17 protein-coding genes are annotated in these 17,981 nt (G+C 64.0%); 13 read left to right on the forward strand and 4 right to left on the reverse strand.

The genetic code is table 11. The annotated features are described in order from the left end of the window. Positions 1 to 97 precede the first annotated feature (97 nt). On the forward strand, positions 98 to 1,114 hold the full coding sequence (locus JWJ88_RS04950) for an acyltransferase family protein (protein ID WP_205294992.1): 1,017 nt from the start codon (positions 98 to 100) through the stop codon (positions 1,112 to 1,114). Here JWJ88_RS04950 and JWJ88_RS04955 read toward each other — a convergent pair. Both JWJ88_RS04955 and JWJ88_RS04960 read right to left on the reverse strand, forming a co-directional pair. Next, entirely contained in the window at positions 1,111 to 2,274 is a 1,164-nt protein-coding gene (locus JWJ88_RS04955; protein ID WP_205294993.1) for an alpha-hydroxy acid oxidase, read from the reverse strand. The genes JWJ88_RS04950 and JWJ88_RS04955 overlap by 4 nt on opposite strands. A 10-nt stretch (positions 2,275 to 2,284) precedes the next feature. After that, positions 2,285 to 2,623, reverse strand: coding sequence for a hypothetical protein (locus JWJ88_RS04960; RefSeq protein WP_205294994.1), 339 nt, complete (start codon positions 2,621 to 2,623; stop codon positions 2,285 to 2,287). Between the two features lie 101 nt (positions 2,624 to 2,724). Between JWJ88_RS04960 and JWJ88_RS04965 the strand changes: the two genes are divergently transcribed. From JWJ88_RS04965 to rpoD, 3 genes are all read left to right on the forward strand, one after another. After that, positions 2,725 to 3,333 carry a TetR/AcrR family transcriptional regulator gene (locus JWJ88_RS04965; protein ID WP_205294995.1) on the forward strand — a complete coding sequence of 203 codons (609 nt, stop codon included), beginning with the start codon at positions 2,725 to 2,727 and terminating at the stop codon, positions 3,331 to 3,333. A gap of 16 nt (positions 3,334 to 3,349) precedes the next feature. Then, positions 3,350 to 5,281 (forward strand): DNA primase, encoded by a 1,932-nt coding sequence (gene dnaG / locus JWJ88_RS04970; RefSeq protein WP_205294996.1) that lies wholly within the window; start codon positions 3,350 to 3,352, stop codon positions 5,279 to 5,281. Between the two features lie 142 nt (positions 5,282 to 5,423). After that, positions 5,424 to 7,409 (forward strand): RNA polymerase sigma factor RpoD, encoded by a 1,986-nt coding sequence (rpoD, locus tag JWJ88_RS04975; RefSeq protein ID WP_205294997.1) that lies wholly within the window; start codon positions 5,424 to 5,426, stop codon positions 7,407 to 7,409. 65 nt (positions 7,410 to 7,474) lie between these two features. Here rpoD and JWJ88_RS04980 read toward each other — a convergent pair whose 3' ends face one another. Beyond that, positions 7,475 to 8,023 carry an NADPH-dependent FMN reductase gene (locus JWJ88_RS04980; protein ID WP_205294998.1) on the reverse strand — a complete coding sequence of 183 codons (549 nt, stop codon included), beginning with the start codon at positions 8,021 to 8,023 and terminating at the stop codon, positions 7,475 to 7,477. A gap of 91 nt (positions 8,024 to 8,114) precedes the next feature. On the opposite strand from JWJ88_RS04980, the gene rmuC reads away from it, so the two are divergent. The 6 genes from rmuC (at position 8,115) to JWJ88_RS05010 (ending at position 13,550) form a co-directional block, all read left to right on the forward strand. Continuing rightward, positions 8,115 to 9,629, forward strand: coding sequence for a DNA recombination protein RmuC (rmuC, locus tag JWJ88_RS04985; protein ID WP_240200201.1), 1,515 nt, complete (start codon positions 8,115 to 8,117; stop codon positions 9,627 to 9,629). Between the two features lie 58 nt (positions 9,630 to 9,687). Further along, positions 9,688 to 10,113 carry a secondary thiamine-phosphate synthase enzyme YjbQ gene (locus JWJ88_RS04990; protein ID WP_205294999.1) on the forward strand — a complete coding sequence of 142 codons (426 nt, stop codon included), beginning with the start codon at positions 9,688 to 9,690 and terminating at the stop codon, positions 10,111 to 10,113. Between the two features lie 90 nt (positions 10,114 to 10,203). Next, a complete protein-coding gene (locus JWJ88_RS04995; protein WP_205295000.1) occupies positions 10,204 to 11,073 on the forward strand; it encodes an ABC transporter permease in 870 nt (289 codons plus the stop codon). Then, the gene (locus JWJ88_RS05000; protein WP_205295001.1) at positions 11,070 to 11,876 is read left to right on the forward strand and encodes an ABC transporter permease; all 807 of its coding nucleotides are present in this window, start codon (positions 11,070 to 11,072) and stop codon (positions 11,874 to 11,876) included. Before JWJ88_RS04995 ends, JWJ88_RS05000 begins: the two co-directional genes overlap by 4 nt. Positions 11,877 to 11,929: 53 nt before the next feature. Beyond that, positions 11,930 to 13,027 carry an ABC transporter ATP-binding protein gene (locus JWJ88_RS05005; RefSeq protein WP_205295119.1) on the forward strand — a complete coding sequence of 366 codons (1,098 nt, stop codon included), beginning with the start codon at positions 11,930 to 11,932 and terminating at the stop codon, positions 13,025 to 13,027. A gap of 97 nt (positions 13,028 to 13,124) precedes the next feature. Beyond that, complete coding sequence (locus JWJ88_RS05010) at positions 13,125 to 13,550, forward strand: pore-forming ESAT-6 family protein (RefSeq protein WP_205295002.1); 426 nt, start codon at positions 13,125 to 13,127, stop codon at positions 13,548 to 13,550. 92 nt (positions 13,551 to 13,642) lie between these two features. On the opposite strand, the gene JWJ88_RS05015 is transcribed toward JWJ88_RS05010, so the two are convergent. Then, entirely contained in the window at positions 13,643 to 13,984 is a 342-nt protein-coding gene (locus JWJ88_RS05015) for an MmcQ/YjbR family DNA-binding protein (RefSeq protein ID WP_205295003.1), read from the reverse strand. Between the two features lie 155 nt (positions 13,985 to 14,139). Between JWJ88_RS05015 and cysS the strand changes: the two genes are divergently transcribed. Genes cysS through JWJ88_RS05030 form a run of 3 tightly spaced genes read left to right on the forward strand, consistent with a single transcriptional unit; the run spans position 14,140 to position 17,944 of the window. Further along, positions 14,140 to 15,531, forward strand: coding sequence for a cysteine--tRNA ligase (gene cysS / locus JWJ88_RS05020; protein WP_205295004.1), 1,392 nt, complete (start codon positions 14,140 to 14,142; stop codon positions 15,529 to 15,531). Positions 15,532 to 15,563: 32 nt separating this feature from the next. Continuing rightward, complete coding sequence (cimA, locus tag JWJ88_RS05025; RefSeq protein WP_205295005.1) at positions 15,564 to 17,186, forward strand: citramalate synthase; 1,623 nt, start codon at positions 15,564 to 15,566, stop codon at positions 17,184 to 17,186. Then, positions 17,183 to 17,944, forward strand: a complete 762-nt coding sequence (locus JWJ88_RS05030) for a squalene/phytoene synthase family protein (protein WP_205295006.1) — start codon at positions 17,183 to 17,185, stop codon at positions 17,942 to 17,944. The genes cimA and JWJ88_RS05030 overlap by 4 nt, the downstream gene beginning before the upstream one ends. The last annotated feature ends 37 nt before the right edge of the window (positions 17,945 to 17,981 follow it).

Genomic DNA, 17,981 nt, shown 5'->3' on the forward strand with positions numbered 1-17,981 from the left:
TGAAGCAAAAAAACGCTTGCACGAAGGGGTGAAAATGCGTGTCAGATAATCTTGGTGGTTGCACAACATTGCAATCCACGGGGGCGGAGTTTTCGCGGTGCATCGTATTCATTCGCTGGATTATCTGAAACTGGGGTTGGCGGTCCTGGTCGCATTTGCCCACACCTACTGGCTGCAATCACATATGTCGCCGCGGATCTTCATGATCGGCAACGGTCTGATGCGGGTGATGGTGCCGACTTTCTGCATCGTGGCGGGTTATTTCCTTTACTCGGCGGTCGCGCGCGGCAAGGGCAACAAATGGCTGTGGCGCGTGCTGGCCCTGTATCTGTTCTGGATGGCGGTCTATCTGCCCTTTTGGTTGAATCAGGTCCATAGTCTTGTTTCATTGGTCAAAACATTAGCCTGGGGCTATTTCCACCTGTGGTTCATGGCCGGTATTCTGCTCGCCGGCGCGGTCATCGTGTTTTTGCGCGGCTTTGCCCGCAAGGTGGCGCCGGCTTACGAGTATCGCATCCTGCTGGCGACCGCGGCGGTCTGCGCCGTGATCGGGCTGGTCCTGCAATACGTCGCGCTGTCGGGGATCGTCTATATCGGCGTCAAGAAGTTCTCGAACGGGCTGTTCATGTGCTTTCCGTTCGTGGCCATCGGTTATCTCTGTGGTCGCCGCGTGGCGCGGCTGGGCGTTCAGGGGCTGCCGCCGCGCTGGCTGGTGCTGGCTGCCACCATCGCCGGGGCAGGGCTGCTTATGATCGAGGCATGGCTGGTGCAGGCATGGCGCGGCCAGCAGGTGATGCTGGATATACCGGTCAGTTCCTATGTCGCGGCTCCGGCACTGTTTCTGGCGGTGCTGGGCACGACCATGCCGCAGCCGGCGATCCGGCTGGATCCGATCTCGGCCATGATCTATTTCATGCATGTCATGGCGCTGCAGTTGGCTGGTATCGCAGGGGTGCGGGATCTGCCGGGGCTGATGCTGTTCGGCGTCGGTCTGCCGACGCTGGCGGCGCTGGTGCTAGGGCGCTTGCCGATACCGGGTTTTGGCAAGAACAAGCGGCAGGATGGGGGGCAGAAGGTCCGGCCCGACCCACCGCCCCTTAACCCGGTCCCTTAGCTCCAGGGTTGCAGAAACTCGGGCGGCACCAGCAGGTTGTGGCGACCAAGGTTCTTTACGTCCCGCTCGCCGCACAAGGCCATGGTGGTGTCCAGTTCCTTGTGGATCACCTCCAGCGCCTTGGTGACCCCGGCTTCGCCCATGGCGCCGAGCCCATAGATGAAGGCGCGGCCGATATGGGTGGCATGCGCGCCCATGGCCAGCGCCTTCAACACGTCCTGACCCGAGCGGATGCCGCTGTCCAAATGGACCTCGATCTCGTCCCCCACCGCTTTCACGATCTCGGGCAGCATGCGGATCGGGCTGACCGCGCCGTCCAACTGCCGGCCGCCGTGGTTGCTGACGATGATCGCATCGGCGCCGAAATCCGCGGCCATGCGCGCGTCCTCGGGGTCGTTGATGCCCTTGAGGATCAGCTTGCCGCCCCAGAGGTCGCGGATGCGGGCGATCTTGCCCCAGTCGAGTTGCGGGTCGAATTGCTCGGCTGTCCAGCTTGACAGCGACGAGGTGTCGCCGACTCCCTTGGCATGGCCGACGATATTGCCGAAAAAGCGCCGCTTGGTTTGCAGCATCTCGATGCCCCAACGCCATTTCGTCGCCAGATCCAGCAGCACCGGCAGGGTCAGACGGGGCGGCGCGGACAGGCCGTTCTTCAGGTCCTTGTGGCGCTGGCCAAGGATCTGCAGATCCAGCGTCAGCACCAGCGCCGAGCAGTTGGCACGCCTGGCCCGCTCGATGATCGCCTCCAGGAACTCCTGATCGCGCATGACGTAAAGCTGGAACCAGAAGGGATGGCGGGTCGCCTCGGCCACGTCCTCGATCGAGCAGATCGACATGGTCGAAAGCGTGAACGGCACGCCAAAGGCTTTCGCCGCCCGCGCCGCCTTGATCTCGCCATCGGCGCATTGCATGCCGGTCATGCCGACCGGGGCCAGCGCCACGGGCATGGCGACCTTTTCCCCGATCATGGTGCTTTCGGTGGTGCGCCCGGTCATGTCCACCGCGACGCGCTGGCGCAGCTTGATGCGCTGGAAATCGGTGGTGTTTTCGCGAAAGGTGCTTTCGGTATAGCTGCCGCTTTCGGCATAGTCATAGAACATGCGCGGTACGCGGCGGCGATAGATGGCCTTCAGATCGTCGATGCAGGTAATCACCGGCATGGTATTCTCCTTAATTCGGCGCGCAATCGGCGCCATCCTCGTCGGAACAGTCGCCGGCAAGGGATTGTTGTGAAAGCGCTTTGGCGCGGGCGCGCAGATCCTGGGCGCGCTGCTGCAACAGGGCGTCGCCCGGCACGGGCTTGGCCCCGGCGCGACCGGCAAGGGATTGCCCGCGCGCATCCAGTTTGTCGCTGATCGCGGCCGGGTCGCGGCCTGCCTCGGCGGCATGGGCTGGCAATGCGGGCTCGACCAGCAGTCGGTCGGTCGGCAACAGCGCGGGATAATCGCCGCCGGTATCGCCGCAGGCGGCCAGCAGCGTCAGCGCCATCGTGCCCCAGATCCGCCTCATGCAGTTCCCCTGAAATGTCATGGGCGGGAACATATGCCTGCCGGGGCGGTCGGGGCAAGATGGGCTCTTTCCTTGCGATGCGCCGCTGCCTAGAAGACGGCATGGCAAGAACCCATGGCTCGAAGGCAGAGATCACCGGACCGCTGATCCGCGACGCGGCGCGCAAGCTGTTTGCGCGCCATGGTTATGCTGCGGTTTCGATGCGCCAGATCGCGGCCGAGGTGGGCGTGCAGGTCGGCACGCTTTACAGCTATACATCCGACAAACAGGCGCTGCTGGCCGATCTGCTTCGCGGTCATATGGAAGAGCTCTTGGCCGCGTGGCGGGATGATCCTGCGCGCCCGGCGCTGGATCGGCTGGAGGCGTTTTTGCGTTTTCATATCCAGACCAGTCTGGAACGGCCCGAGGCGGTGTTCCTGTCCTATATGGAACTGCGCAACCTGACACCGGAAAACCGCGCCGGGATTGCCGCTTTGCGCCGCCGTTACGAGGACGCGCTGGAGGCGATCCTGATCGCCGGCGAGGCGGAGGGCGCGATGGCGGTGCCCGATACGCGGCTGGCGACCATGGCGCTGATCGCCATGCTGACCGGCGTCACCAACTGGTATCGCGAGGGCGGCCGTCTGGATCAGGAACGGGTCGTTGCGGTCTATTGGGACCTCGTGCGTGGCGCGGTCGGTGCGAATCCCCTTTTCAACGGGCGGTCCTGACCCGATATAAGACGGCATGAGCCTGCCACCGCAATTCCTTGACGAGATCCGCGCCCGCGTGCCCCTGTCGCGCGTTATCGGGCGTAAGGTGGTTTGGGATCTGCGCCGGTCGAATCAGGCCAAGGGCGATTGGTGGGCGCCCTGTCCCTTTCATGGCGAAAAGACCGCCTCATTCCATGTCGATGACCAGAAGGGGTTTTACTACTGCTTCGGCTGCCATGCCAAAGGCGATGCGCTGACCTTCCTGCGAGAGGCCGAGGGTCTGGGTTTCATCGAGGCGGTCGAACTGCTGGCCGCCGAGGCCGGCTTGCCGATGCCCGAACGTGATGCGCGCGCGGTGCAACGCGCCGACCGCCGCACGGAACTGGTCGATGTGATGGAGCAGGCGGTGCGCTGGTTCCGCATGCAACTGGGCATGGGCTCGGCCGAACAGGCGCGGGCCTATCTGGCCCGGCGCGGACTGGACGATGACGCTTGCGAACGCTTTGGCATCGGCTTCGCCCCGGACCAGCGGCAGGGTCTGTTCAACGCCCTGCGCGCCAAGGGCATCGCCGAGGCGCTGATCGTCGAGGCGGGGCTGGCCGCGAAACCCGACGATGGCGGCGCGCCCTTTGACCGGTTCCGGGGCCGCATCACCTTTCCGATCCGCGACGGGCGCGGGCGCTGCATCGCCTTTGGCGGCCGGGCGATGGACCCGAACGCAAGGGCGAAATACCTCAACAGCCCCGAGACGCCGCTGTTCGACAAGGGGCGCAACCTCTATAACACCGGCCCGGCGCGGGCGGCTGTGGCCAAGGGCAAGCCGCTGATCGTGGCCGAAGGCTATATGGATGTGATCGCGCTGGTCCGCGCAGGGTTCGAGGGCGCGGTAGCCCCGCTTGGCACCGCCATCACCGAGGATCAGTTGCGCCTGATGTGGCGCATCTCGCCCGAGCCGGTAATCGCGCTGGATGGCGACGACGCAGGGCTGCGAGCCGCAATGCGGCTTATTGATCTGGCACTGCCGATGGCCGGGCCGGGGCAGGCGCTGCGCTTTGCCTTTCTGCCGCAGGGACAGGACCCCGACGACCTGATCCGCGCCCAAGGGGCAGGGGGAATGGCCGCCGTTCTGGACGAGGCGCGGCCGCTGGTCGATCTGCTGTGGCGGCGCGAAACCGAGGGGCGCGTCTTTGACAGCCCCGAACGTCGTGCCGCGCTGGACAAGGCGCTTGGCGAGGCAGTGGCACGCATTCCCGACAAAGACACTCGCGATCACTACTTCGGCGCATTGCGGCAGATGAAATGGGAGATGTTCGGCAATCGCCGTCGCAACGATGCGCCTGCTGCCACCGCTGCGCGCGGCCCGCGCGAATGGCAGCCGCGCGGCAGCCGCTTTCAGCCGGTGGCGCCCGCAGCACCGACGCGGGCTTCGCGACTTTCCTCACCGGGTGCCGGCGAGCATGAGGCCGAGATGCTGGTCGAGGCCATGATCCTGGCGATCTGCGCCACCCATCCCGGGCTGATCGCCTCGGTGGAATCGCGGCTGGAGCGGCTGGAGCCGCAGGACCCCGACCGCGCCGCGCTGGTCCACGACCTGCTGTCGGGCACGCAGTCGCAGGCCGGGCAGCGCGCCCTTGAAAGCGTCATGGCCGACCCCCATGTGAGGGCGGCCCCGGCTATCCTGCGTCCGCATGACGGCGATGCCGCGGCCGGCATCCTTGCCAATGCGCTGGACCGGATCGAGGCCCGCCGTGTTGCGCGCGAAGAAATCGCCCGCGCCGAGACCGAGATCGAGGGACTGGCCGATGAGGGCCTGACCTGGCGCGTGGCGCAATCGGCCCGCGCCCGGCAACAGGCCGACCACCCCTCGCTTGCCGATCTGTCGGATCTGGGCGAGGACAGCGATGCTTTTCGGGCCATCCTGGAAGCTGCGCTGAAGAACGAGATATGGCGTAAACCGCGCCGCTGAGAGCGGTGCGAATCACCTGCGCCGAATCACTCCGGTCCAGTGCCGGTCGCAGGGTTTGAATCGCCCGCGATTCGCGCTAGAACCGGCCGATAGCCGATCCCGATTCGCACGATTCGCGAATCACCGCTTCAAGGGAGCCAGCATGGCAGCCAACGACGAAGACCAGAAGCCCGACACCAAGGATGACGATCATTCGCTGGACATGTCGCAGGCGGCGGTCAAGCGCATGATCGCCGAAGGGCGTGATCGCGGGTTCATCACCTACGACCAGCTCAATGCCGTTCTGCCGCCCGAGCAAGTCAGTTCCGACCAGATCGAGGACGTCATGTCCATGCTGTCGGAAATGGACATCCGCGTCGTCGAGAACGACGAAGAGGCCGAAGAGGTCGAACAGGGCGGGGAGTTGACGACCACTGGCTCTGGCTCGCGCGAGTTGGCCGTCGCCACCGCCGAGACGGAAAAGCTGGACCGCACCGACGACCCGGTGCGCATGTATCTGCGCGAGATGGGCTCGGTCGAGCTGCTGTCGCGCGAGGGCGAGATCGCCATCGCCAAGCGCATTGAGGCCGGCCGCAACACCATGATCGCCGGGCTGTGCGAAAGCCCGCTGACCTTCAAGGCCATCACCATGTGGCGCCAGGAGCTTCTGGACGAAGACATCCTGCTGCGCGACGTGATCGATCTTGAGACCACCTTCGGCCGCGCAATGGACGAGGATGGCGAAGAGGAAGTGGTGCTGCCGACCGCCGAAGCGCGTCCGGCCAACAGTGCCGGCCCCGCGCGGAGCGAGGAAGAGCTTGACGCCGACGGCAACCCCATGGGCCGCGAAGAGGATGAAGAGGACGACGACGGCCAGAACCTGTCGCTGGCCGCGATGGAAGCCTCGCTGAAGCCCAAGGTGCTGGAGACGCTGGAAGCGATCGCCGGGGGCTATGAAGAATTGTCGCACATGCAGGACAACCGCATGTCGGCCACCCTGAACGAAGACGACACCTTCTCGGCCGCGCAGGAGCGGGATTACCAGCGGCTGCGTTCGCGCATCGTCGCGCTGGTGAACGAACTGCATCTGCATAACAACCGGATCGAGGCGCTGGTCGACCAGATCTATGGCATCAATCGCCGTATCGTCACCATCGATTCGAATGTGGTGAAGCTGGCCGATGCCGCGCGCATCAACCGGCGCGAATTCATCGACGCCTATCGCGGCAGCGAGTTGGACCCGACCTGGGCCGAGCGCATGATGCGCAACAAGGGCCGGGGCTGGCAGGCCCTGTTCGAGAAATCCCGCACCCAGGTTGAAAACCTGCGCGGCGAGATGGCGATGGTCGGCCAACACGTCGGTGTCGATATCGAGGAATTCCGTCGTATCGTCAGCCAGGTTCAGCGCGGCGAAAAGGAATCGCGTCAGGCCAAGAAGGAAATGGTCGAGGCGAACCTGCGGCTGGTGATCTCGATCGCCAAGAAATACACGAACAGGGGCTTGCAATTCCTTGATCTTATTCAGGAAGGCAATATCGGCCTGATGAAGGCCGTCGACAAGTTCGAGTATCGCCGCGGCTACAAGTTCTCGACCTACGCGACCTGGTGGATCCGGCAGGCCATCACCCGCTCGATCGCCGATCAGGCCCGCACCATCCGTATCCCGGTGCATATGATCGAGACGATCAACAAGCTGGTGCGCACCGGCCGGCAGATGCTGCATGAAATCGGCCGCGAGCCCACGCCCGAGGAACTGGCCGAAAAGCTGCAAATGCCGCTGGAAAAGGTCCGCAAGGTGATGAAGATCGCCAAGGAACCGATCAGCCTTGAAACCCCCATCGGGGACGAAGAGGACAGCCAGCTTGGCGATTTCATCGAGGACAAGAATGCCGTCCTGCCGCTGGACAGCGCCATTCAGGAAAACCTCAAGGAAACCACGACCCGGGTTCTGGCCAGTCTGACGCCTCGCGAGGAACGGGTTCTGCGCATGCGTTTCGGCATCGGCATGAACACCGACCACACGCTGGAAGAGGTCGGCCAACAGTTCAGCGTGACCCGCGAACGTATCCGCCAGATCGAGGCCAAGGCGCTGCGCAAGCTCAAGCACCCCTCGCGCTCGCGCAAGCTGCGCAGCTTCCTCGACCAGTAACGGATCGTACAAATAACAAAGGCCGCGCTGGAAATGCGCGGCCTTCCTCATGCCGGAACGGCGGTTCAGCCGTGTTTTTCGATCCAGCCCGCGAAGGCATCCACATAGGCTTGCAGGAATTTCGCGGTCTTTTCATCGGTGACGCTGCCATCGGCGGCATAGGCTTCGGGATGCCATTGGATATAGGCCTCCGGCGTGCTCATCATCACCATGCCGACATGAACCATGTCGTTTTTCAGCCGGGCCTGCGCCATTGCCGCGCCGATAACGCCGGGCGACGTGCCGGTGACGGCCGCGGGCTTACCCTTCCATGAGTTCTGGCCATAGGGCCGGGTTGCCCAGTCGATCGCGTTCTTGATGACGCCCGGATAGCTGCGGTTATATTCCGGCGTGATCGCCAGCACCGCGTCCGAATGCTCGACCCGGTCCTTGAGTCGCAACACCGACTCGGGCGGATCGGCCCAGAGATCGTCGTCGTAATGCGGCAGATCGCCGATATGCAGCAGATGAAACTGCAGCCGGCCATCGGCCAGTTTCTGAAGTGCTTTCATCAGCTTGTTATTGATCGATTCCTTGCGGAGCGAACCCACCATGACGGCGACGGTCTTGACCATGCCTGATCTCCTTTTGCGGTTTCCGTCCGCAAGCTAGGGGGGCAGACCGGGTAGGGAAAGGGGCACCGCGCTTGCATTTTTGGGGGAAAAGGTGAACAGTCCCCGGCAAGCGGCGCTGGACCGCGGATCGGAACAGGCGCAAAGGCCGATGGGTAAGGCGGAAAAAATGCAGGCATGGCTGGCAGATACGGGTAATCTGCAACTGCTGCTGATCGTGGCTCTGGGCCTTTTGCTGCTGTGTCTTGTTGCGCTGTGGCGAACGCGGCGTTCGGCAGAAGCGGCCGCCGAGTCGGCGGCGCGGCGCGCAGGCGAGTTGCAGGCCCGGTGCGAGGTCGAAACGGCAAGGCTGCACGACCAGCTTCTGGCCGCCAGCCGGCTGGAGACACGGGCGGAATCGTTGACCCAACGCCTGCAAGAACTGCTGGAAGAGCGCGACGGGCTGACCGACGCCCTGCACGGCGAACGGCAGGCGGTTTCGCGGCTGGAACGCGACCTGGCCGAAACCCGGCTGGCCGCGCAAAAGGACCGCGAGGCGACCGAGCGAGAGATCGCCACCCTGCGCGAGCTGCGGGAAGAGATGACCGGGCAGTTCCGCCTTTTGGCGAATGAAACGCTGAAATCGCAGGGCAGCGAGATGCAAAAGGCGCATGGCGAACAGCTTTCGGCGCTACTCACGCCGTTTCGCGATCAGGTTCATCGTTTCCAGACCGAGCTTCAGGCCCGCAACAAGGCCACGGACGAAGAACGCGCCCGGCTGAAAGAGCAGATCGAATACCTCCACAAGCGGTCCGAGGACATCTCGCGCGAGGCGGTGGCGCTGACCCGGGCGCTCAAGGGCGACAGCCAGAAGCGCGGCGCCTGGGGCGAGATGATCCTTGAGCGCATCCTTGAGGATTCCGGCCTGATCGCCGGCACGCATTACGACACCCAGGCCAGCTATCGCGACGCCGATGGCAAGCTGTGGCGGCCCGATGTGATCGTCAAGATGCCGCAGAAAAAGCTGTTGGTCATCGACAGCAAGGTTTCGCTCAACGCCTATGAAGAGGCGGTGAATGCCGAGGACATGCCCACGCGCGAGGCGGCGTTGCGCCGTCATGTCGCCTCGATCCGGGGCCATGTCGCCGGGCTTGCCGCCAAGGGTTATCAGGCGCTGGACGAGGGATCGGTCGATTATGTGCTGATGTTCATCCCCGTCGAAGGTGCCTTTTCCGAGGCCCTGCGCGTCGATCCCGACCTTGCCCGGCACGCCTTGGAAAATCGCGTGGGGCTGGCAACGCCGACCACCCTGATGCTGACCTTGCGCACGGTCGATCACATCTGGACGGTAGAACGGCGCGAATCCAACGCCATGCAGATCGCCACGCGCGCCGGCCAGCTTTACGACAAGCTGCACGGTTTCGTCTCGGCCATCGAAGAGGTGGGAACGGCGCTGGACCGTGCGCAGAAAAGCCACGCGACAGCCATCGACCGGCTGACCCGGGGTCCCGGCAACGTCATCCGTCAGGCCGAAATCCTGCGCGATCTGGGCGCGCGCACGCAAAAACGCATCCTGCTGGATCACGACGGGGCTGCCTCGCTGGAAGCCCCGGGTGAGGCGGCGGAATGATAGCGCGCAAGCCTTGCCCACACGCTGTCCGCCATGCGGCGACAAAGGACGCGCCGGCATGAGCGCGACCCGCTTTACCCATCGGACCCATGGCCCGGCCTGCTACGATTTCACCCATGAGATCGCCGCGTGGCTGCGCGACATCGGGGCGGTGGACGGGGTGGTAACGCTGTTCGTGCGCCATACCTCGTGCTCGCTGCTGGTGCAGGAGAATGCCGATCCCGATGTTCAGCGCGACCTGCTGGCATGGCTGGACCGTATAGCACCGCCGGCCGACCATCCCTCGATGGATTACTTGACGCATCGCGCCGAGGGGCCGGACGACATGCCCGCCCATCTCAAAGCCGCTATCCTGCCTGTCAGCCTGCAAATCCCGGTCAGCGGTGGTCGGATGGAGCTGGGCACATGGCAGGGCATCTATCTGGTCGAGCATCGCGCCCACACGCATCGGCGCGAGGTGGCGGCGCATTTTCAGGCGGCGTGAACCAACTCGTTGCGTTGCAGGAAAACCCCTTTTCCTTAGGGCACGGATATGGAAACCTGCCAGTTTGAGGCGACAGGGATTCATGCAGGCATGGCGTCAGGTAACCGATCTCAGACGGCTCAGGGCCTGACCCTGATTGCGCCGCCCTTGGGCTATGCCGTGCTGGTGCTGGCAGCGCCGCTGCTGACCATTCTGGCCTATTCCTTTTTCAAGGACGGCTATCTGACGGTGATCCGCGAATTCACGCTGGAGAATTACCGCACCGTCTGGGCCGATCCGATCTTTCACAAGATCATGCTGCGTTCGGTCGTGGTCGCGGCACTGGTAACACTGGTGACAGTGGTGCTGGCCTTTCCGGTAGCCTATTTCCTGTCCTTCGTGGTTACGCCGCAGAAAAAGGCCATGTGGCTGTTTCTGATCACCATTCCCTTCTGGACCAGCTACCTGATCCGGGTGTTTCTGTGGAAGGTGATCCTGGGCTATAACGGCGTCATCAATTCGGGCCTCAAGACGCTGGGCATCATTGAACAGCCGCTGACCTTCATCCTCTACAACGTCAATTCGATCGTCATCACGCTGGCGCATGCCTATGCGCCCTTTGCGATCCTGCCGATCTTTATCGCGCTGGAAAAGATCGACCGTTCGTTGCTGGAGGCGGGGCGCGACCTTGGTGAAAGCCGGGCCATGACCTTCTGGCGCGTGACCCTGCCGCTTGCCATGCCGGGCGTGGTGGCGGCATCGCTGATCGTGTTCATCCCGACCATCGGCGATTATGTCACACCGGCCCTGATCGGCGGCGGCAAGATCCCGATGATCGCGAATATGATACAGGCGCAGATGCTGGATCTCGACAACCGGCCGATGGGGTCGGCCCTGGCGGTGACCGCCATGCTGATCGTCGCGGTCATCAGCCTGATCTTCCTTGCGCTGAACCGCCGCTTTCTGAGGGTGCGGCAATGAAGGGGCGGGGCCTGCATGTCTATGCGCTGATCTATCTGCTTTTTCTGTACGCACCGATCCTGCTTTTGCCGATCTTCGCCTTCAACTCGGGCACGATCATCGCCTTTCCGCTCAAGGGCTTTACCACGGAATGGTTTTCGCAAATGGCCGGCAACGCCTCGCTGCGCCGGGCGCTGACCAATTCGCTGATCATCGCAGTCAGCTCCTCGATTCTGGCCACCTGCCTTGGTATCTTTGCCGCCCGCGCCTCGACACGGTTCGAATTCCCCGCCAAGGGGCCGATCATGGGGCTGATCATGCTGCCTCTGGTACTGCCCGAGATCATCGTCTCGATCTCGCTTCTGGTGGTGCTGCTGTCGCTGGGGGTCCAGCTTAGCATCCTGACCGTCATCCTTGGCCATACGCTGATCTGCATGCCTTATGCGACGGTGATCCTGTCCACGGCCTTCAACTCGCTTGACCGGTCGCTGGAAGAGGCGGCCTACGATCTGGGCGAAACGCGGTGGAGCGCCTTTCGACTGGTCATCCTGCCGCTGGTCATGCCGGGCATCATTTCTTCCCTGCTGATGAGCTTTACCATCAGCCTCGACGAATTCATCATCGCCTTCTTCCTTGCGGGGAATGAGCCGACGCTGCCGACCTATATCTTCAGCCAACTGCGTTTCCCCAAGCAGATCCCGATGATCATGGCGCTGGGAACGGTGCTGGTGCTCATGTCGATCCTGCTTTTGACCGTCGCCGAATATTTCCGCCGCCGCGGTGTTGCCAGGACCGGCGCCCAGAATACCGGAGGTTTCCTGTGACCACCCCGAAAACCACCGCCGCCCACCGTGCCGCCATGGCCGGGGCGAAGCCGATGATCCAGATCCGCGATGTGCAAAAGCACTACGGTGACTATCACGCGCTGCGCGGCGTCGATCTGACCATCCGTGCGGGCGAGTTCTTTTCGCTGCTGGGTCCGTCCGGCTGCGGCAAGACGACGCTTTTGCGCACCATCGCCGGGTTCGAGGACATCTCGTCGGGTGCGGTTCTGATCGACGGGCAGGACATGCAGGACGTGCCGGCGAACCGGCGGCCGACCAACATGGTGTTTCAGTCCTATGCCATTTTCCCGCATCTGAGCGTGGCCGAGAATGTGGGTTTCGGCCTGCGCCGCGATCCGCGCAGCAAGGCTGAAAAAACGGCCGCGGTCGAGCAGGCATTGGAAATGGTCGGGCTCAAGGGCTATGGCAACCGCGCCAGCCATGCGCTTTCGGGCGGGCAACGCCAGAGGGTGGCGCTGGCGCGGGCGCTGATCCTCAAGCCCAAGGTGCTGCTGCTGGACGAGCCGCTTTCGGCGCTGGACCGCAAGATGCGCGAACAGATGCAGGTGGAGCTGATAAAGCTGCAACGCCAGGTCGGCATCACCTTCGTTCTGGTCACCCATGATCAGGAAGAGGCGCTGGTTATGTCCGACCGCATTGCCGTGATGTTCGAGGGCCAGATTGCCCAGCTTGACGGACCCGAGGCGCTTTATGCCCGGCCGACCAGCCGCCGTGTGGCGAATTTCATCGGAGTGATGAACTTTCTGCCGGCGCGGGTTCTGGGCGAAACCGCCACGGCCGTGCAGATCGAGGCGCCGGGTCTGGGCCGGGTCGATGTTCCCCTGGCCAATGTCAGCCATGCCGATCCGGGGGATGCGGGCCCCTCGATCGGCTTCCGCCCCGAGGCGGTGTCGCTGGTCGCACCGGGCGCACAGGGTGCGAATCGCGTGGCCGAAGGCGTGATCGACGAGGTCGTCTATTACGGCGACATGACCTATTACGACGTCCGGCTGGACGGTTCGGCTGCGTTCGACGGGCAGGCGCGCCCGGTCCGCATCGCCATGCGCAATGTCTTTGGCCGCGAGGTGCAAGACGTCGGAACCCGCGCGAATGTGAGCTGGTCTCCGGGCTCGCTGGTGCTTTTCCGCTGATCGGCAGGGGACCGGCTGCGGCATTCCGCCTAGCCGGTTTGCGACCCTGCTCGACCCGTGCAACAGTCCGGCCACCACGCAACAGACGGAGATCGAGATGATCGCACGTTTCGCAATTCTGCCCGCCCTGGCCCTTGGCCTGACTGCTGGCGCGACCCTGGCGCAAGAAGCCGCACCAGAAGCACCGGCCACGACCGAGGCACCCGCCGCGGTGGGACAGGATACCGGTGCCGCTTATGAAAGCGCGCGCAACCAGCTGGGTGTTCTGGCCTATTGCCAGGAACAAGGGCACATCGACGGCACGGCTGTCGAAATCCAGACCAAGCTTTTGGCGATGATCCCGCCGGGCGATGCCGCCGGTGGCGACGCTGCCGAGGCCAAGGGCAAGGAAGGCACCGTTTCCGCCATGGGTGTGGAACGCACGCTGGAGGATGCCGCGAAAGAGCAGAACACCACCGAAGAGGCGCTCTGCAAACAGATGGAAGGCCTGCTGCAACAGCTTGCCGCGCAGGTCCCGGCCTGATCGACTATTAGGTTTTGCTGCGGGACCAGTCGCTCGGTCCCGTGCCTTTGGCCGGCCCGCCGCTCTGCAAAGAGCAGGGCCGGCCGCTTTCGTTATTGTGCAGGCAAGCTGGCCTGAACCTTTTTGGGCAGGGCGCCGCGGACCAGCCGATAGGAATGCCGGATGCGATGCGCCAATTCGTCCGGCGCCGAATCAAGCGGCAGTGCGACCCAGCTTCGGTGCAGATAGGCCGCGCGCTCTGCCACCCCGGTCTCGATCAGGAACTCGGCCGTTTCGGCGCTGTCGGTCTTGACCGAGACATGCGTGCCAATGGTGCCGGTCACGGCAAAGGTTTTGCCGCCGACTTTCCAGCAGTCATGACCACCGCCCCAGGGGTCCGACCATTCGGCACCGGGCTGGGCGGCACAGATTTCATTGACGAGTTCGCGGCTCATGATCCGAGTTTTGCAGCCTCTCTTGGCATAGGCAAGACAATGCGTTAAGGCGGGCGCATGAAGGCAGGAACCGCCAGCATCCGTTGCATCATTACCGGCTGAAAATTCAGGCGGGCGGTTCATGGTGACCTGACGACGCCCGCAAAGGGGAAGTCATGGTCCAGATCAGGCTGACGAATACCAAAACCCGCGGGAAAGAAGTTTTCCGGCCCATCGACCCGCAGAACGTGCGGCTCTATCTTTGCGGTCCGACGGTTTATGACCGGGCGCATCTGGGCAATGCCCGTCCCGTGGTGGTGATCGATGTGCTGGTGCGGCTGCTGCGCCACGTCTATGGCGCGGATCATGTGACCTATGTGCGCAATTTTACCGACGTGGATGACAAGATCAACGCGACTGCGTCGGCGCGCAAAGAGGCCGGTGCCCCCGGCACGCTGGAAGAACTGATCCGCCAGCGCACCGAGGAGACCATCGGCTGGTATCACGCCGACATGGACGCTCTGGGGTCGGAGCGCCCCGATCATGAGCCGCGCGCAACCGATTACATCGGCCAGATGATCGACATGATCGGAACGCTGGTCGAGGGTGGCCATGCCTATGCCCGCGATGGTCATGTGCTGTTTCGCGTGCGCTCTTATGCCGATTACGGCAAGCTGTCTGGTCGCTCGGTCGATGACATGATCGCCGGTGCCCGCGTCGAGGTCGCGCCCTTCAAGGAAGACCCGATGGATTTCGTGCTGTGGAAACCCTCGGACGACGATCTGCCGGGCTGGGACAGCCCCTGGGGCCGGGGGCGTCCGGGCTGGCATATCGAATGCTCGGCGATGTCCTATGAACTGTTGGGCGAAAGCTTCGATATTCATGCGGGCGGCATCGACCTGCAATTCCCTCATCATGAGAATGAGATCGCGCAAAGCTGCTGCGCCCATCCGCATGGCGATTTTGCGCGCGTCTGGCTGCATAATGAGATGCTGCAGGTCGAGGGAAAGAAAATGTCCAAATCGCTGGGCAATTTCTTCACCGTTCGCGATTTGCTGGAGCAGGGCATTCCGGGCGAGGTGATCCGTTTTGTCCTGCTTTCGACCCATTATCGCAAGCCGATGGACTGGACCGCCGGGAAGGCGCGCGAGGCGGAAGCCGTGCTGCGCCGGTGGCGCGGCCTTGTCGCGGGGATCGACCCCGCGCCAAGCCCGGCACCTGCCGTCGCCGCTGCGCTGGCCGACGACCTCAACACCGCAGGTGCGATCGCGGCCTTGCATGAGATGGCGGGTCAGGGCGACGCAGCCGGACTGCTTGCCGGTGCGCGGATGCTGGGACTGCTGACCGAGGAACTGGGCAGTTGGGCAGCCGCCGCCGGCCCAGACCTTTCGACGCTGGCCGAACGCATGAACACACTGCGCGCCGAGGCCAAGGCCAGCAAGGATTTCTCGGCCGTGGATACGCTCAAGCAGCGGCTGATTGATGCCGGTGTCGAGGTCCGCATGAGCGCTACCGGCGTCGAGCTTCTGCCCGGCCCGGATTTCGACACCGCGAAACTGCCTGAATAACCGAACATCAGCCAGCCGAAGGGACCTTCCCGATGACGCGCCAGCGCCTTTACCTTTACGACACCACGCTGCGCGACGGGCAGCAGACCCAGGGCGTGCAGTTCTCCGCCGCTGAAAAGACCGAGATCGCGCTGATGCTGGACCAATTGGGCGTCGATTATATCGAGGGCGGCTGGCCCGGCGCCAATCCGACCGACAGCGATTTCTTTGCACAGGCCCCCGCGACCCGCGCCATCATGACCGCCTTTGGCATGACCAAGCGTGCGGGCCGCTCGGCCGAAAACGACGATGTGTTGGCGGCGGTGATGAACGCCGGCACACGCGCCGTCTGCCTTGTCGGCAAGACCCATCCCTTTCATGTCCGCGAGGCGCTGGGGATTTCGCTTGAGGACAACATCGACAATATCCGCGCCTCGGTCGCGCATCTGGTCGCGTCGGGGCGCGAAGCGCTGTTCGATGCCGAGCATTTTTTCGACGGTTATGGCGACGACCCCGACTATGCGCTGGCCTGTCTGCATGCGGCGCTGGCGGCCGGCGCGCGCTGGATCGTGCTGTGCGACACCAACGGCGGTACTCTGCCACAGCGGGTGGGGCAGGTGACCCGTGCCGTGATCGCAAGCGGCATCCCGGGCGATCATCTGGGCATCCATTGCCATGACGATACCGGCAATGCGGTGGCCTGCACGCTGGCCGCCATCGATGCCGGCGCGCGGCAGATTCAGGGCACGCTGAACGGCTTGGGCGAGCGTTGCGGCAACGCCAGCCTGACCAGCCTGATCCCGACCCTGCTTTTGAAAGAACCCTATCGCACAACGCTGCAAACCGGCGTGTCGCCCGAAGGGCTGGCCGGTCTGACCCGCCTGTCGCGCCGGCTGGAAGAGATACTGAACCGTGCGCCGCAGCGCGCAGCGCCCTATGTCGGAACCTCGGCATTTGCGCACAAGGCCGGGCTGCACGCCAGCGCCATCCTGAAGAACCCCACGACCTATGAGCACATCGATCCGGCCACGGTCGGAAACGAACGCATCATCCCGATGTCCAATCAGGCCGGGCAGTCGAACCTGCGCGCCCGTCTGGCCGAGGCAGGGATCGAGGTTGGCCGCGACGATCCGGCACTGTCGCGCATCCTTGATCTGGTCAAGGCGCGCGAGGATGCGGGTTATGCCTATGACGGCGCGCAGGCGAGTTTCGAACTGCTGGCGCTGGCTGAACTGGGCCGCATGCAGCATTACTTCACGGTCGAGCGTTACCGCGTCACCGTCGAGCGGCGCAAGAATGCGCTGGGAAAACGCATCTCGCTCTCGGAAGCGGTGGTGGTGGTGCAGATCGGCGGCGAGCGCATGCTCTCGGTCAGCGAAAGCATGGACCCCGAGGGGCAGGACCGCGGCCCTGTCAACGCGCTGTGGCGGGCACTGGCCAAGGATCTGGGGCCGTATCAGGGGGCCATCGACGACATGCATCTGGTCGATTTCCGCGTACGGATTACCGGCGGTGGCACCGATGCTGCAACCCGTGTCATCATCGACAGCGCCGACGGTCATGGCCAGCGCTGGTCCACCGTTGGCGTTTCGCCCAACATAGTCGATGCCAGTTTCGAGGCGCTGGTCGATGCGATCCGCTGGAAGCTGATCCGCGACCGGGTGACCCCGGCATGAGCCTTGAAGACTGCGCCAACGCTTTGCGCGCACATGACCCGGATCGCTTCGGCATTTGCCTGATGGTGGCATCCGAAGCGCGGCCTAAACTTCTGACGCTTTATGCGCTGAATCTGGAACTGGCGCGCGCACCGCTCGCCTCGACCGAGCCGCTGATCGCCGAGATGCGGCTGCAATGGTGGATCGAGCGGCTGGAGGATATCGGCGCGGGTAAACCGCAGTCGCACGAACTGTTGACGCCGCTTGCCGAAGCCTGGGGTCCGCGCGCGGCCGCCTTTGCCACCTTGGCCGAGCCACGGCGGCGCGATGCCGCGCGTGAGCCGCATAACGGGCCTGATGCAGTCGCCGCCTATGTGCGGGATACGGCCGTGCCGTTGGCGTCATTCGCCGCCGAGGCCCTAGATGGGCCGACGGCGGCGACGCCTGCCATTGCCGCGCAGGCCGAGGGGGTGGGGCTCGCCCATTGGCTTGTGGCCTTGCCAGCCTTGCAGGGGTTGGGGTTGGGTCTTTGGGATCCTTCGCCGCAGGCTTTGGGGCAGATCGCCACCAAGGCCCGCACGAAACTTGCCGAGGCAAAAGCGCAGCGCCGGGCAGTGCCGCGCCGTCTGGCGCCCCTGCTGTTTCCGGGTGCAGGCATCCAGGCGGCGCTGCAGGCCGCCCCGCAAGGTATCGAGGCGCTGGCCGGGGCCGCGCCTTCCGAATTCCGTCGCAGGCTTGCGCTTGGCGCCTTTGCGTTGGGCCATCGCTGGTGGATATGAAAAGGGCGGCCATCGGGGCCGCCCTGCATCATTCATC

The sequence above is a fragment of the Paracoccus methylovorus genome (assembly GCF_016919705.1).
GTDB classification, from domain to species: domain Bacteria; phylum Pseudomonadota; class Alphaproteobacteria; order Rhodobacterales; family Rhodobacteraceae; genus Paracoccus; species Paracoccus methylovorus.